We start from the raw sequence: 15,997 nt of genomic DNA, 5'->3' as shown, positions 1-15,997 counted from the left end.
TTATCGCGAGTTCCGCACGAACAGGAGGCCACTTAATGTGGCCTCCGTCGTGAGCAGGACTGTAGAGCAGGAAACTTTACCCGCTGACCCCGCCGGGAATAGCAAAAGGGCGACCCCTGTCCGGAGTCGCCCTTGTTGAGCTGCTTATGTGCGGCTGTTACTCGGCGTCGTGGTGACGGCGGGGCTTGCGGCCTCCGTTGTCGCCGGGACGGCGCGGACGGTCGCTGCGCTCGGAGCGCTCGCGACGCGGACGCTCACGACGCTGGAAGTGCTCGCCGTCACCCTCGGAGGCACCCTCGGCGCGAGCCGGGGCCTCGGGCTTGTCGAGACGATCGAGCGAGATCTTGCCGCGATCGTCGACCTCGATGACGACAACCTTGACCTCGTCGCCCACGTTGAGGACGTCCTCGACCTTCTCCACACGACCCTTGGCGACACGGGAGATGTGCAGCAGGCCGTCCTTACCGGGCAGCAGGTTCACGAAGGCGCCGAACGGCTGGATAGAGACAACGCGACCGGTGTACTCCTCGCCCGGCTCGGGAACCTTGATGATGAGCTTGATGCGCTCGACGGCCTGATCGACGGACTCGCCGGTGCCGCCGACAAAGACGGTGCCGTCCTCCTGGATGTCGACCGAAGCGCCGGTCTCGTCCTGGATGCCGCGGATGACCTTGCCGCCGGAACCGATGACGTCACGGATCTTATCGGTCGGAACCTGGATGGAGACGATGCGCGGAGCAGTGCTGCGCGTGGAATGACGCGGATCGGGGATCACGTCGAGCATCTTCTGCAGGATGAAGGCGCGACCCTCCTTGGCCTGCTGCAGGGCGCGGGCCAAGATGTCGAAGGTGAGGCCGGTGGCCTTGTTGTCCATCTGCAGGGCAGTGATGCCCTCGGTGGTGCCAGTGACCTTAAAGTCCATGTCGCCCAGGAAGTCCTCGAGACCCTGGATGTCGGACAGGACCACGGTCTTGCCCTCCTCCTGGATCAGGCCCATGGCGATACCGGAGACCGGGCGCTTAATGGGCACGCCGCCGTCCATAAGGGCGAGCGTAGAGCCGCAGGTCGAAGCCATCGAAGAGGAGCCGTTGGACTCCATGACCTCGGAGACCACACGGATGGCGTAGGGGAACTCGTTCTCGTCGGGAAGCACCGGGAGCAGAGCGCGCTCGGCCAGGTTGCCGTGACCGATCTCGCGGCGCTTGGGGCTGCCCATGCGGCCAGTCTCGCCGGTGCAGAACGGCGGGAAGTTGTAGTGGTGCATGTAGCGCTTGCCCTCGGTGGGCTCGATGGTATCCAGACGCTGGCCCTCGTTGAGCATACCAAGCGACAGGACGGAGAGCACCTGGGTCTGGCCACGCTGGAACAGGCCGGAGCCGTGAACGAGCGGCAGGTAGTTGTCCTTCACCATGATGGGACGAATCTCGTCGGCGGCGCGACCGTCGACGCGCTCGCCGGTCTCGACGACCATGGTGCGCATGGCCTTCTTCTCGAGCTTCTTGAGCGCCACGGGGATCTCGCGCTCCCAGGCGGCCTGCTCCTCGTCGGTGAACTCGGCGCGGATGGACTCCTTCAGAGCCTCGACCTTACCGATGCGGGAAAGCTTGTCGGCGTCGCGCAGGGCAGTGGCCATCTCGTCGTAGTGGGCGAAGATGCGCTCCTGGACCTCCTCGACGGGCTGGTCGAGCGGGTACTCCTTCTTAACGATAGCGCCGTTGACCTGCTCCCACTCGGCGACGAACTCGTCTTGGGCCTGGCAGAAGGCAGCGAGGGCCTCCTGACCAAACTTCATGGCGGCGAGCATGTCGTCCTCGGAGATCTCCTCGGCGCCGGCCTCGACCATCGAGATGAAGTCGGCAGAGCCGCCCAGCTCCAGGTCCAGGTCGGAGTTCTCGCGCTCCTCATAGGTGGGGTTGACGATAAACTCGCCGGTCTCCACGTTGCGGCCGATACGCACGCAGGCAAGCGGACCCTCGAAGGGCACGCCGCCGAGCGTCATAGCCAAAGAGGCGCCCATGACGTTGATGACGTCGAAGGGGTTAACCTGGTCGGCGACGAGCGAGGTGGCGACGATGTGTACCTCGTTACGGAAGCCGTCCGGGAAGCTCGGGCGGATCGGACGGTCGATCATACGAGCCGTGAGCGTGGCCTTCTCGCTGGGGCGGCCCTCGCGCTTGAGGTAGCCACCCGGGATACGGCCGGCAGCGTACATCTTCTCATTGAAGTCGACGGTCAGCGGGAAGAAGTCGTAATTCTTGCGCTCCTTGGAGACGACCACGGTGTCGAGCATCGTGGTGTCGCCCTGCTTGACCAGACAAGCGCCGGTGGCCTGCTTGGCAAGCTCGCCGGACTCGAAGGTGTAGGTCTTGCCGTACAGCTCAAAGGTCTTGGATACGAGTGTCATTGTTCTCCTTTACCCCACAGGCCCCTTGCCTGCGGGCTTCTCATGTGACGCGGGCCCCCTGCCCCCGCCACGCTTCAGAGCGTGATTGTTCACGCCCTTACACAAAAAGAGCGCCCCGCTGCGCAGGACGCTCTTAGCATGTACAAATCCTTACTGGATGTTGTCGCGGATGCCCAGAGCCTTGATGAGCTCACGGTACTCGACGATGTCGTTCTTCTTGATGTAAGAGAGAAGACGACGACGACGGCCGACGAGCATGAGCAGGCCACGACGGGTGTGGAAGTCCTTCTGGTGGGACTTCATGTGCTCGGTCAGCTCCTTGATGCGCTCGGACAGGATGGCGACCTGAACCTTGGGGTTACCGGTGTCGACCGGGGAGTTACCGAACTGGGCGGTCAGCTCCGCCTTGCGCTCTTTGGAAACAGTCATTGTTTCACCTTTCGTTTCGCGTCGCCCGTGGGCGACTCTATTCGCCTCGGACTGGGAGGCCGCCGGTGGAGCGAGCATCCAAGGTCGAGGTACCAACAGGCCGGTATATTACCACAAGCGGCACGCGCCTGCGCATCATCACCGACCTAACATGAATTCCATCGCACGGAGCCGCTGATCGGTGTGCGTGGCGGCCCAAACATGCGAAAGCCCCAGCAAAAACGCAGCCGTATGCGGATCGATCTGCTCGTCCATAAGGGTATCGAACGTCATGGACATAAGGGCGCGCAGCCATGCGACCTCACCGGTCGACACCAGCTCGGCACCCGGAACGCTCGACGCGCACGACCCGCACATGAGACCGCCCGCCTGAGGCGAAAAATAAGACAGCATGGGATCGCCGCACGAGACGCAAGCCGAGAAATCGGGTCGGTAACCAACGTGCGACAGCAGTTTAAAGACAAAGGCCGCTACGAGCAGGTCCATATGTGCCGAGTCGAGCCCGCTGCCGACAAGCGTGAGCGCCCGCTGCGTGATCGCAAAGGTAAATGGATCCTCGGCATCCTCAAACGAGCACACACGCGCAACCTCGGCAATCGCGCTGGCGGCACAGGTCGTCTCGTAGTCAGGAGCAGCACCGAGCGGCGCCTCCACAAGCTCCGCCTGAGAAACCACGTCGAGCGAGCGACCATGCGCCAACAGCATATCAACGGTGCAGAAGAGCTCGCAGCGGGCCGCAAGGCGACCGCCAGGCTTACGTGCGCCTTTGGCCACGGCACGCACCTGCCGCCCACGTTCGTCGAGCATCGTCAAGATCAGGTCAGTTTCCTTGAGCTTCGTCTTGTCGAGGACGAGCACCTTTGTGCGATATGTGCGAGAGGCTGCCATGAACGCCGGGGCTTAATCTTCAGCATTGTAGCCAAAGCGGCGGATTTGCGCCTCGTCATCGCGCCAGCCGGCCTTGACCTTCACGTCAAGCTCCAAAAAGACCTGAGTGTCAAAGATGCGCTCAAGGTCACGACGGGCATCGATGCCGATATGCTTGATCATCTCGCCGCCCTTGCCGATGATGATGCCCTTTTGCCCTTCGCGCTCGACATAAATCGTGGCGTGCACGCGCAGGACCTTCTTAGTCTGCTCGAGCGCGTCACAGATGACGCCCACGGAGTGAGGGATCTCGTCGCGGGTGCGACGTAGGACCTTCTCGCGCACAAACTCGGCCACGAGGGTCTCGTCGGACGCGTCGGTGCCCATGTCCTCGGGGAACCAGCGCGGGCCCTCGGGCAAAAAGTGAGCGACGGTCTCGATAAACGCATCGACGTTGAAGTTCTTGACCGACGACGTCACGATCTCATCGTCGTATTCCATGAGCTCGTGAGCAGCCTTAAGCTGCTCCATGACCTGTGCGGGGTCGGCCTCATCGGCCTTGGTAAGCACCAGGACCTTCTTGGAACGCGCGCTCTTGACGCGCTCGGCAACCCAAGCGTCTCCCCTGCCGATCGGTTTGGTGGCGTCGATCAGAAACGCGACGACATCGACATCGTTCAGTTCGAACAACGCGCTCTTGTTGAGCTCGGAGCCCAGGCCGTCCTTGGGCTTATGGATACCCGGCGTGTCAACGAAAACCAGCTGATAGCCGGGGCGGTTGACCACGGCGCGCATGCGGCGGCGGGTCGTTTGGGCCACCGGAGAGGTGATGGCGACCTTCTTGCCGTAACAGGCGTTGAGCAGCGTGGACTTGCCGGCGTTAGGGCGACCGACCAGGGCCACAAAGCCGCTGCGGAAACCGGGTTCCACGTCGCCAAAGCCCGCGAGGCCCTCATCCTCGTCGCACAGGGCATCGAGTTCCTCGTCGCTCATACCCTCAAACGGGTCGAACTCCTCGACCTCGTCAAACGAATCGACACCTTCGGCCTCATCCAGGACCACGTCATCCAAAACTTCATCGGTAGGCTGCATATTGTCGGACATGGGAACCCCTTTCTAAATAAAGTCGAGCGCGTGGGCAAAGACAAGCAAGCCCACGATCGCGGCGGTAATGGAAAGAACGTATACAGAGGCAGCGGCGATATCCTTCGCGCGCTTGGCCAGCGGATGCAGCTCCTGGGTCGCCAGGTCGACAATCGCCTCCATGGCGGTATTGCACAGCTCACCGTGAATCACCAGGCCGCAGCAGATGATGACCGTGGCCCACTCGGCAATATCGAGCCCCACGATGCAGCCGGCAATGACGGTGCACACGCCCGCCACGAGCATGACCTTGATATTGCGCTCGGTCTTGACGGCGGTGACGAAGCCCTCCATAGCGTATGAGAACGACTTTAAAAAGGACGGATGGTCCTTGTTCGATCCGGGAATCATAGACGGCTCCTAGTCGTGGGCATGATTGGTTATGGGGCCGACGTGGACGAGTTTGGGGTCCTCGCCGCGCTCAAGCGCCAGGTCGCGCAGGATGGCATCCTCGCGCGCCTCCATGACCTCGGCCTCATCGTCTTCGATGTGGTCGTAACCCAGCAGGTGCAGCATTCCGTGCACGAGCATCAGTCGACACTCATCGGCGGGGCTGTTGCCAAAGCCGGGGGCCTGGCGGGCAATAACCTGCGGGGCCAGGATAATATCGCCGAGTTCGAGCGTCTCGTCGGCGGGAATGTCCTCGTCAAAAGCCGAGTCGCATTCAAACGAGAGCACGTCGGTCGTGCGATCGATGCCGCGCCACTCAAGGTTGAGCTCGTGCATCTCGTCCTCATCGACATACGAAAGGGAAATCTCGACCTCACGCTCAACACCCTCGGCGACAAGCACAACTGAGCAGATGTGCTCCACCTCCCGGGCATCGAGCAGCGTATCGAGCTCGGCATCGTTGCTGGTCAATACACTCAACGGGACTCCTTTCGATCGCGTGCGCGCTGCTCGCGCACATCGTCGTATGCATCATAGGCCTCAACGATGCGGCCCACCAGGGCATGGCGCACCACGTCGGCGCGCTCCAGGTGAGAAAACGTCACATCGTCGACGCGACCCAGAATCCTTTCGATATCGGCAAGACCGCCGCGACGACCCACCAGGTCACGCTGGCTCAGGTCGCCGGTAATCACGAACTTGGAATTAAAACCCAGACGCGTCAGGAACATCTTCATCTGCTCGGGCGTCGTGTTTTGTGCCTCATCGAGCACCACAAAGGCATCACTCAGCGTTCGACCGCGCATGTAGGCGAGCGGAGCGATCTCGATCACGCCACGCTCCATAAGCTCATCGGTGCGTTCGCGATCCATCATGTCAAAGAGGGCATCATAGAGTGGGCGCATATACGGGTCGATCTTTTCCTCGAGGGTGCCGGGCAAAAAGCCCAGGTTCTCCCCCGCCTCGACAACCGGGCGCGTCAGGATCAGGCGGCCTACCTCATGGCGCTTGAGCGCGGCGACGGCGAGCGCCATGGCTAGATAGGTTTTACCGGTACCGGCGGGACCGAGGCCAAACGTGATGGTAGAAGATCGAATGGCATCCACATAGCGCTTTTGACCGAGCGTCTTGGGGCGAATGACGCGACCGCGATACGACAGCAGCACGTCATCGCGCAGCGACGAGGCATCATGCTCGCCGTCGCGCAGAACGGCCAGACAGCGCGAGACATCATCGGCAGAAAGCGTGCGCCCGGCAGCAGCCTCACGAAAGGCATGCTCGAAAAAACGCGCGACCAGCTCAACCTCGTCCGGATCGCCGCTCACGGCAACGCTGTCACCGCGGGCAACCACATGGGCGCGTACCGAGTTCTCGAGTGCACGAAGGACGCCGTCGCCGGCGCCCAAAACGCGCGAGGGGTCGATACCCTCGGGAACGGTAAGTCTAATCTTCGAGGCTTCCATGAACCTCCCTGCGTGCATGGACCAAGCCGGAATCATCGACTCCGATGATAGCAACATCGAGCAGGCACGGGGCTGTGAGTCCACAGGTATCATCAAGACGGGCATGATGGAACGAGCCGAGCGTCACATTGTCACCGTACTCAAGCACGGCGCGCTCGACGGTGCCCACGCGACGGCGGGCATCGGCAACCGCGAACTCTTGAGCCGCCGCACGCATGCGGCGGCTGCGCTCGGCCATGACCTCAGGGGGTACCTGGTCGGGCATGTCGGCGGCGAGGGTGCCGGGGCGCTTGCTATAGCGGAACACGTGCATGCGCGAAAAGCCCACGCGACGGCACAGGGCCAGCGACTCCTCGAACTCCTCGTCCGTCTCGCCAGGAAAACCGACGATGACGTCGCACGAAAGTGCAGCCTGTGGCAGGTTAGCGCGAATCATGCGCACCGTATCCTCAAAGGCCTCGGCGCTATAGGGACGGCCCATGCGATGCAGTGTCGCCGTGCAGCCAGACTGCACGGGCAGGTGCAAAAACGGCGCGATACGCTTCGGATAACGAGCCATCACCTTGAGTAGGCGCTCGGAAATGTCCATGGGCTCCACCGAGGAGATGCGCACGTGGGCGATCTCGGTGCGCTCCATGATGGCCTGGAGCAGCTCATCGATCTCGACATGTTCGTCGGTCGCGCTCTTGCCGTCATAGGCACCCAGATTCACGCCGGTCAGCACGACCTCAGGCACGCCGGCCTCCTGGGCCTCACGCACCTGTTCGAGCACGGACTCGACGGGCACGGAACGCTCGGGGCCGCGGGCCTTCCACACGATGCAATAGGTGCAGCGGTGGTTGCAGCCGTCCTGGATCTTCACGCCCAGCCGCGAACGACCGAGCGCATCGACCACGTCACCATCGCTGCAGGCGGGCACGCTATCGGATTCGACACCCAGCACCTCGCAGACGCGCGCGGCGACGTCAATCTTGGACGGTTCGGCGATCACGCGATCGGAGAGCTCCAGCAGCTCCTCGGGATGCAAGTTGACGACGCAGCCGGTTACGACGACGTAAGGCTCGCCCGAATAGGCCAGCGCATGGCGGACGGCCTTACGGGTCTTGGCCTCGGCCTCCCCCGTCACGGCGCAGGTATTGATAACGATCAGATCGGCGTCCGGTGCCTCCACCATCGCAAAGCCCAGGCGCATAAGATCGGCAGTGATACGGTCGGACTCAACCCGGTTGACACGGCAACCGAGGTTGACGACGGAAATATGGGGTGCGAGCACACGGGCTCCTTAATCGAGGATGTCGTCGAGGGCACTCTTGATACGGTCGGTCACCGACTTCTTACCGGATGCGACGTCATCGCCCATCTCGTCGGCAAAGGCGCGAAGCAGCTCGCGCTGCTTGTTGGAGAGATTGGTGGGGATGACCACGCGCAGCTGCACGATCAGACGACCGCGCGAACCGCCACCGCCGATACGCGGCATGCCGTAATTGTTGACGCTCACGGTGTCACCGTACTGTGTGCCGGCGGGGACGCACACCTTGACGACCTCGTCAGGCATAATGCCCTCGACCTCAATCTCGCAACCGAGCGCGGCCTGCGCAATCGAGATATCGCTCACCAGATACAGGTCATCGCCATTACGCTTAAAACGCTCGTGGTCAGCGACATGCACGTTGACGATCAGGTCGCCCGACGGCTCGCCGCGAAGGCCGGCCTCGCCAAAACCACTCACGCGCAGCTGGCGACCGGTCGAAACACCGGCGGGAATATCGATGTCAATCTTCTCGTGAGAAGGCGTGCGGCCCTGGCCATCACAGGTGTCGCAGGGATGATCGATGACCGTGCCTTCGCCGTGGCAGTCGGGACAGGGCGAAGAGGACTGGACCTGGCCAAGGAAAGAACGCTGGACCGTCGTCACATAGCCTGTGCCGTGACAACGGCTGCACTGTTTTTCGGTCGCGCCCTCGGCCTTGCCGGTACCATTGCAGTCATCGCAAGGGGCAAGACGGTCGTAGCTGATCGTCTTTCTGCAGCCGAGCGCCGCCTCATCGAGCGTCACCGAAAGGGAGATGGCCATATCGCGACCGCGACGGCGCTCGCGACGGCTGCGAGCGCCACCGCCGGCGCCGCCGCCAAAGAACGACGAGAACAGGTCGTCCATGCCCATGCCACCAAAGATATCGTTGATGTCGACATAGCCAGAACCACCGGGGCCGTCCGCAGTGCCGTAACGGTCGTAGTTAGCGCGCTTCTGCTCGTCGGAAAGAACGGAATAGGCCTCGTTGAGCTCTTTAAACTTGGCCTCGGCCTCGGGGTCGTCCGAAACATCCGGGTGTACCGTACGGGCCTTCTTTAGAAACGCGCGCTTAATCGTTCGCGCGTCGGCATCCTTGTCAACGCCAAGTACCTCGTAGTAATCCCTATTTTCCGACACGACCGAATCCTTCCAACTTTCATTATTGTCACAGTGCGTCCTATACCCAAGCTGGGCCGGGCGCAAACAGAGGGTTTGATGTTATTGAGCTCCGTACGGCGAAAGCACGGCCCGCTGTGAGCAGCTCGCGAACCAAACCGACACGAGCGCGAACATAAAACCGTTGGCAAATCCATTGGCAAACTGCATCGCACCGCGCTTCCACCACAGCAGGCTGCGATGAAGCACGCCGTCCGAGACCACCATGAACAGGCCCATGGCAAACGGAATGAAGCACATCATGGCAAAGGCGGAGAATACGCCCGAGATGGCCGACAGTACCAAAAACGGCGCGATGATACCCATGAGGTAGAAGCCGGTGCGAGCCTTACCCTCCAGACGCTCGGCCTCAACGTGCGCACGACCGACCAGGTCACCGCCCGAAGCGCCGTTCGTGCCGGCGTGACCCATGTTGGGGATTCGCACCTCGTCGCCATCATGCGTGCCGGCGGGAAACTCAATCGTCTGCTCGGAGGTCACACGGATACGGCCGCTGCCACCGCAATCGGGACACGGGTCGGCAACGACCTTGCCGGAACCGCCGCACTCAGGACAAACCGTCTGGAACGTGCCCGCACCAAACAGGAAGGACAGGTCGACATCGATATGGCCGCGACCACCGCAGCTCGGACAGGTGTGGGCATGCTCTGACGAAACGGAGCCCGATCCGCCACAATGTCCGCAAGTGTCAAAGCGGGTGTAGCGAACGGTCTTGTGGGCACCGCTCTTGGCCTCCTTGGCGTCGAGCTTGATATCGACAACCACGTTGGCGCCACTCTCGGGGTTGTAGGCCGCCTGGCCGCGACGGGGCTGGCCCCAGGCGCCCCCGAAGGGGAAACCGCCGTCAAAGGGGTTACCGTAACCGGCGCTGCCGGCATAGCCGCAGCCATAGGGCGAAGCCGTCGGTGCACCGGCAAAGGGATTGCCCGACCGCATGGCGTCGTAACGCGCACGCTTCTGCTCGTCAGAGAGCACGGCGTAGGCCTCGGAAACCTCTTTAAACTTCTCCTCGGCATCCGGCTCTTTGTTGACGTCCGGATGGAGCTTGCGGGCCTTTTGTTGGAAGGCCTTCTGTATATCACGAGAGGTGGCATCCTTGGAGACACCCAAAATCTCGTAGTAATCTTTTTCGTTCATCGTCGCCATGCGCGGCAACCTCCTGCTCACAGCAGCGTATATCTTGCGGTCATTCTACCCGAGCGGCCTAAGCTAGACCCCAAAACAGCTCGAACAGCACATTTCCATCGAGCCAACCCAGGTGGGTCGGCGCCAGGCGGGCACAGGTGTGGCCGTCGATGACATCGACAGAGGCGATAGACCCCACATGGGCATCACCCTGCTCGGGCACCCAAGTGGCAAGCCCAAGCTCAAGAGCGCGGTCACAAGCAGCTGTCAGCTCATCGGCAGGGACGACACGAGCCGCGCGAACCAACAGGTCGGAAGCAACGCCGCGCGTCATGCGGCAGGCGAGCATCAGATCTTCGGCCGCAGCCTCGCGCGGCGTCAGGTACTCGGCCTCAAACGCCGTCGCGCCATCGTCGCGTTGCACCAGACGCACGCGGTGAAAGCCACCACGGGGGGCCACGCCGGGAAACAGCCCGGCCAAGCGATCGAAATCCTCGGCATCGAGCATACCCGCGGCAGAACGACCCAAACCCAGATAGCCCTGACCAGTCCAGTAGGCAATATTATGAGCGCATTCATGCCCATCGAGCGCGTAGCTCGCCACCTCATACGGATGGTAGCCCGCCGAACTCAACCGCTCGCGCGCGACGTCCATGCATGCGGCCTGGAAATCCTCATCGGGCTCAAGCGACTCGTCACGGCACGCCATGCGGTAAAGCGGCGTGCCCTCCTCGAGTGTGAGCGGATAGACCGACACATGGTGCGGGGCCCCCGCGAGCACGCCATTAAGCGCGTACTGCCAGCTCGCCATAGTCTGTCCGGGAAGCCCACACATGAGGTCGCACGACACATCGAGCCCAACATCCTTCACCGTCGCGATAGCCTCAAGCGCCCGTTCGGCATTATGGATGCGGCCAATGACAGCCAACTCGGTATTGTCGAGGGTTTGCACACCCAAAGAGATGCGCGTGACACCCGCCTCGGCAAGTGCGGTGGCGAGCCCAGCGGTCAGCGACTCTGGATTGGCTTCGCAAGAAAACTCAACGGGCTTACACCACATGGAGATACGACGGGCGAGTTTCACCAGACGCTCCCCCGCCAGCGACGGTGTGCCGCCGCCGACGTAGACCGTACGGATCTGTCTGAGTGCCCCAGCGTTGCCAAAGGCATCGAGCCGCGCATACAGTTGCTCAAAATAAGCATCGAGCGCAGCCTCCAGGTCGCACGGCGCCACGCTGCGCGAGTCAAAGTCGCAATAGCGGCATTTTTGAGCGCAAAACGGCACGTGCACATACAGCGCGGTAACGGCCACCCTTAAGCCTCCAGCGGATGAGCAGGCACCGACTCGCCGGCGGCAAGTGCGGCCTCGCAGACCACCACGTCGCGCTCGATATCATCGACCAGCGCCATAAACTCCTCGTACGTGGAGCAGCGCACCACCTGAGCGCGCCAGGCGGCGGCATGGGGCATGCCCTTTAAGTACCAGCTTGCATACGTACGAGCGCGCGACATAAGCGGCAGAAGCTCGTGCGTGAGCGTCAGGTGCTCACGCAGAGCCTCCAGGCGCTCGACCGAGGAGCGAGAAGGAACCGGCGTGCCATCGAGTGCAAGGGCCCGTGCATCGCCGAACACCCACGGATTGCCGTAGATGCCGCGCGCGATAAACACCGCGCTGGCACCCGAGTCTTGCAGATGCTCGGCAGCGTCCTCGGCCGAGAACACATCGCCCGAGCCAATCACGGGAATCTCGACAGCGTCGGCAACCTCATCGACGACAGACCAATCGGCCTGGCCCGTATAGAGCTGCGTGGCGCAACGACCGTGCACGGCAACTGCAGCGGCGCCCGCCCCTTCGAGCATCTGGGCAAACGTTGCGGCATTGCGATCCTCGGCATAAAAACCCTTGCGGATCTTCACGGTCACGGGAACATGCGCCGCGCCCACCGCTGCCTCGACGATTCTTTCGGCCAGGTCGGGCGTGCGCATAAGCGCCGAGCCCTCGCCCTTGGTAACGACCTTGCGAGCCGGACAGGCCATGTTGATATCAATCAATGACAGGCGGTCGCCCACGCGTTCCTCGACGGCAGCGACGGCACTCGCAAACTGATCGGGCTTGGAACCAAAGAGCTGCACGCAAATCTGCTGCTCCTCGTCGGCCGGCAACACCAGGCGCCACGTCTTGTTGCTGGCGTAGGCAAGACCTGCAACGCTCACCATCTCGCTGTAGGCAAGGTTGGCACCGCGGCGTCGGCACATGATGCGATAGGCGGGGTCGGTTACGCCCGCCATGGGAGCCATAAGGAACGGCTGCTCGGCATAAGCGCCCAGCAGCCGCTTGCTGTATTCAGAAAGCGCCATAGACCTACTCGTCCACCTTGAGAATCGCCATAAAGGCCTCCTGCGGAACCTCGACCGAGCCGATGGCCTTCATGCGCTTCTTGCCCTCTTTTTGCTTCTCGAGCAGCTTGCGCTTGCGCGAGATATCGCCGCCGTAGCACTTGGCCAGCACGTCCTTGCGGCGCGCCTTAACGGTGGAGCGGGCGATGATCTTGTTGCCGATAGCACCCTGGATGGGAACCTCGAACAGCTGACGCGGGATGATCTCCTTAAGTTTGTCGCACAGACCACGGGCCAGGCCATAGGCCTTGTCCTTATGGACGATAAACGACAGCGCGTCCACCTCGTCGCCCGAAAGCAAGATATCGAGCTTAACGAGCTCGGAGGGACGGTACTCGTTGAACTCGTAGTCGAGCGAGGCATAGCCCTTGGTACGACTCTTGAGCTGGTCAAAGAAGTCCAAGATGAGCTCGGCGAGCGGCATATCGAAGCGCATCTCGACCGATTTGCTCGTCAGGTGGATCATGTCGGTCGTAACGCCGCGGTGCTCGATGGCGAGCTGCATAACGGCACCCGTGTACTCAGGCGGGCAGATGATCTTTGCCTTGAGGTAGGGTTCCTCGATACGCTCAATGCGCGTGGCCTCGGGAAGGTCCTGCGGGCTGCGGACATCGATCATTTCGCCGTCGGTCTTGTAGACGTGATAGTCCACCGAGGGGCTCGTGGCAATGAGGTCAAGATTGAACTCACGCTCCAGGCGCTCCTTGACGACCTCCATGTGCAGTAGGCCCAAGAAGCCCACGCGGAAGCCAAAGCCGAGCGCCACCGAGGTCTCGGGCTCCCACACCAACGACGGGTCGTTGACATGCAGCTTATCGAGCGCGTCACGCAGGTTCTCGTAGTCCTTGTTATCGATCGGGAACAGGCCCGTATAGACCATGGGCTTAGCCTCGCGGTAGCCGGGAAGCGGCTCGGGGCAGGGGTTCGACGCCCAGGTAAGGGTGTCGCCCACGCGAACGGCCTCGGGGTCCTTCAGGCCCGTGACCACGTATCCGACCTCGCCGACCGTCAGCGCGTCGACCGGCGTCTCGGCGGGACGCTTGACGCCCACGCCATCGACCAAAAAGTCGCCCTTTGCCTGCATCATGCGCAAGGTATCGCCCTTTTTGATGGAGCCGTCAAAGATGCGCACCGTGGCGACGACGCCACGATACTCGTCGAAGTATGAATCCAGGATGAGTGCCTTGAGCGGCGCATTCGCATCGCCCTTGGGCGGAGAGATCAGAAAGACAATGGACTCCAGCAGATCGTGGATGCCCTCGCCGGTCTTGCCCGAGACACACACGGCATCATCGGCAGGGATCGCCAGGTCATCCTCGATCTCGGTCTTAACCTCGTCGGGATGAGCCGAGGGCAGGTCGATCTTGTTGATGGCCGGCACAATGTCCAGATTGGCGTTCATGGCGAGCGTCGCGTTGGAGACGGTCTGTGCCTCAACGCCCTGCGTGGCGTCGACGACGAGCACCGCGCCCTCACAGGCTGCCAGCGAGCGCGAGACCTCATAGGTAAAGTCCACGTGGCCCGGCGTATCGATCAGATTGAACTGATACGTCTCGCCATCGTCGGCGTCATAGGACACGCGAACGGCATTGGACTTGATCGTGATGCCGCGCTCGCGCTCGATATCCATGGTGTCGAGCAGCTGCGACTCCATGTCGCGCTCATCGACGGTATGGGTGAGCTCGAGGATGCGATCGCTGATCGTGGACTTGCCATGGTCGATGTGCGCAACGATTGAGAAGTTGCGGATGTGGGAAATGTCAATTGAAGTATTCATGCGGACTATCTTACCCGAGCGGCACAAAAAATGGAGCCTGTTCCATAAAACAGGCTCCATTTATGCGCGTAATCTGTGTGGTGTGAAATTTACAACTTAGGCGTTGATGCTGTTCACGAGCTTGGCAAGACCGGACTTGCGGTTGGAAGCCTGGTTCTTGTGGATAACATGCTTGGCGGCAGCCATGTCGAGACGCTTGGTGACGGTCTTGAGGGCAGCCTGGGCCTTCTCGGCGTCGCCCTCGGCGACGGCGGACTGGACGTGCTTGGTCAGCGTCTTGAGCTCGGACTTGACAGCCTTGTTACGCATGCGAGCTGCCTCATTGGTGCGGATGCGCTTCTTCTGAGACTTGATGTTTGCCACTTCTGGAGTTCCTTTCGAGTTCCTTGCAAAAAATGTATGACACCTCTGAGACACGGTGAGGTCATGCAAGCGCCTACTATAGCACGCTCCCCCTCAAAGGGATAGAACGAATTTGCCAAAAAGGCAGGTATCAACACGATTTTCTCAAGATGTTCGTAATCCAGAGCAAAAGCGCGGTCCGAGAATCGGCCGAACCCTTGAGCGCGAGCTCCACATCGACTGCCCCCTCGAGCGCTGCGACGAGCTCTGCCATCGAAAAGCGACGTGCCCAGGTCAGGTGATTCTTGACCTGCCAGGACTGGAGCTTGAGCGTCGCAGCGAGCTCACGCCCCTGCCCGCGCGCATCGAGCGCCTTGGCAACGATCAGTTCGCGAATGCGGCCGCACAGCAATGTGTAAGTCCACACGTAGCTCTTGGAGGGCAGTAGATTGAAGAGCTCGAGCGAGCGGCGCATGTCACGTGCCGAGACCGCATTGAGAAAGTCCCAGGGTTGAACCTCGGCCGTACGTACAATCCAGCGCTCAACGTCGGCAAGCTCAATCTGGGGCGCCTCGACCATCTGGGCGAGCTTTGCCAGGTCATTATCGAGCATGCGGGTGTTCTCGCCCGAGCGCGAAACGAGCTCCTCGGCAGCCGCCGTCGAGATGGACTTTCCGTGCTGCGTCGCCATCTGCTGCACGCGACGCGGCAGCTCCCAGCGCTTAGTGCCTGAACAGTCGATCACGGCCTTCTTGTCGATCTTGGCGATCGCCTTATACAGGCGCGTGTTCTTGGCAAGCGAGTCGGCGATGATGAGACAGACCGTTGTGGGGCTGGGACTCGCCAAATACTCGACAAGCGGCTCGGAGACCGCCTTGGCGAGCTTAGAGCAGCCATCGAGGATTACCAGGCGAAACTCGCTGCCCATGGGAAAGGTGTTGAGCGATCCGATAATCGACTCGATATCGGGGTCTTTGGTCATATCGCGCTCGTCGAGGTTGAACTCGACCATACCCGACTTTTCCAGACGCGCTTTCATACGCGAGACGGCGTGATCGCGCTTGACTCCGTCGGTACCGACGATCAGATATGCCGGCAGCAGACCGGTTTCGGACATTGCGCTCCCCTCCCGCAGGCCTTCGTATTCGTTCCGTGCCATTCTAGCCCAGGGGCCCACCACACGCCAACGA

15 protein-coding genes are annotated in these 15,997 nt (G+C 61.6%); all 15 read right to left on the bottom strand.

What is annotated here, in order from left to right; genetic code table 11:
• Window positions 1-157: 157 nt before the first annotated feature.
• The 15 genes from I2D57_RS02345 to holA all read right to left on the bottom strand — a co-directional run bounded on the left by I2D57_RS02345 (window position 158) and on the right by holA (window position 15,924).
• Window positions 158-2,404 carry a polyribonucleotide nucleotidyltransferase gene (locus tag I2D57_RS02345; protein WP_195361325.1) on the bottom strand — a complete coding sequence of 749 codons (2,247 nt, stop codon included), beginning with the start codon at window positions 2,402-2,404 and terminating at the stop codon, window positions 158-160.
• 150 nt (window positions 2,405-2,554) lie between these two features.
• Window positions 2,555-2,833 (bottom strand): 30S ribosomal protein S15, encoded by a 279-nt coding sequence (gene rpsO, locus I2D57_RS02340; protein WP_006235963.1) that lies wholly within the window; start codon window positions 2,831-2,833, stop codon window positions 2,555-2,557.
• A gap of 138 nt (window positions 2,834-2,971) precedes the next feature.
• Complete coding sequence (gene recO / locus I2D57_RS02335; protein ID WP_195361324.1) at window positions 2,972-3,721, bottom strand: DNA repair protein RecO; 750 nt, start codon at window positions 3,719-3,721, stop codon at window positions 2,972-2,974.
• A gap of 12 nt (window positions 3,722-3,733) precedes the next feature.
• Window positions 3,734-4,804 (bottom strand): GTPase Era, encoded by a 1,071-nt coding sequence (gene era / locus I2D57_RS02330; protein ID WP_195361323.1) that lies wholly within the window; start codon window positions 4,802-4,804, stop codon window positions 3,734-3,736.
• Between the two features lie 12 nt (window positions 4,805-4,816).
• Window positions 4,817-5,194, bottom strand: coding sequence for a diacylglycerol kinase family protein (locus I2D57_RS02325; protein ID WP_022094706.1), 378 nt, complete (start codon window positions 5,192-5,194; stop codon window positions 4,817-4,819).
• Window positions 5,195-5,203: 9 nt separating this feature from the next.
• Window positions 5,204-5,713 (bottom strand): rRNA maturation RNase YbeY, encoded by a 510-nt coding sequence (gene ybeY / locus I2D57_RS02320; RefSeq protein WP_156600837.1) that lies wholly within the window; start codon window positions 5,711-5,713, stop codon window positions 5,204-5,206.
• Window positions 5,710-6,696, bottom strand: coding sequence for a PhoH family protein (locus I2D57_RS02315; protein ID WP_195361322.1), 987 nt, complete (start codon window positions 6,694-6,696; stop codon window positions 5,710-5,712). The genes ybeY and I2D57_RS02315 overlap by 4 nt, the downstream gene beginning before the upstream one ends.
• Complete coding sequence (locus I2D57_RS02310) at window positions 6,677-7,969, bottom strand: MiaB/RimO family radical SAM methylthiotransferase (protein ID WP_195361321.1); 1,293 nt, start codon at window positions 7,967-7,969, stop codon at window positions 6,677-6,679. The genes I2D57_RS02315 and I2D57_RS02310 overlap by 20 nt, the downstream gene beginning before the upstream one ends.
• A gap of 9 nt (window positions 7,970-7,978) precedes the next feature.
• Complete coding sequence (dnaJ, locus tag I2D57_RS02305) at window positions 7,979-9,127, bottom strand: molecular chaperone DnaJ (protein WP_195361320.1); 1,149 nt, start codon at window positions 9,125-9,127, stop codon at window positions 7,979-7,981.
• A gap of 81 nt (window positions 9,128-9,208) precedes the next feature.
• Window positions 9,209-10,312 carry a DnaJ domain-containing protein gene (locus I2D57_RS02300; protein ID WP_195361319.1) on the bottom strand — a complete coding sequence of 368 codons (1,104 nt, stop codon included), beginning with the start codon at window positions 10,310-10,312 and terminating at the stop codon, window positions 9,209-9,211.
• Between the two features lie 58 nt (window positions 10,313-10,370).
• Entirely contained in the window at window positions 10,371-11,603 is a 1,233-nt protein-coding gene (hemW, locus tag I2D57_RS02295) for a radical SAM family heme chaperone HemW (RefSeq protein ID WP_195361318.1), read from the bottom strand.
• Window positions 11,604-11,605: 2 nt separating this feature from the next.
• On the bottom strand, window positions 11,606-12,649 hold the full coding sequence (gene dusB / locus I2D57_RS02290; RefSeq protein WP_156062754.1) for a tRNA dihydrouridine synthase DusB: 1,044 nt from the start codon (window positions 12,647-12,649) through the stop codon (window positions 11,606-11,608).
• A gap of 4 nt (window positions 12,650-12,653) precedes the next feature.
• On the bottom strand, window positions 12,654-14,465 hold the full coding sequence (gene lepA / locus I2D57_RS02285) for a translation elongation factor 4 (protein WP_055285150.1): 1,812 nt from the start codon (window positions 14,463-14,465) through the stop codon (window positions 12,654-12,656).
• A gap of 96 nt (window positions 14,466-14,561) precedes the next feature.
• Window positions 14,562-14,828, bottom strand: a complete 267-nt coding sequence (gene rpsT / locus I2D57_RS02280; RefSeq protein WP_022094714.1) for a 30S ribosomal protein S20 — start codon at window positions 14,826-14,828, stop codon at window positions 14,562-14,564.
• A 130-nt stretch (window positions 14,829-14,958) separates the two neighbouring features.
• On the bottom strand, window positions 14,959-15,924 hold the full coding sequence (gene holA, locus I2D57_RS02275; protein WP_195361317.1) for a DNA polymerase III subunit delta: 966 nt from the start codon (window positions 15,922-15,924) through the stop codon (window positions 14,959-14,961).
• Window positions 15,925-15,997: the final 73 nt, after the last annotated feature.

Source organism: Collinsella aerofaciens (assembly GCF_015553355.1).
In the GTDB taxonomy this organism is placed as follows: Bacteria; Actinomycetota; Coriobacteriia; order Coriobacteriales; family Coriobacteriaceae; genus Collinsella; species Collinsella aerofaciens_V.
This window is presented reverse-complemented; position numbering and strand designations above follow the sequence as displayed.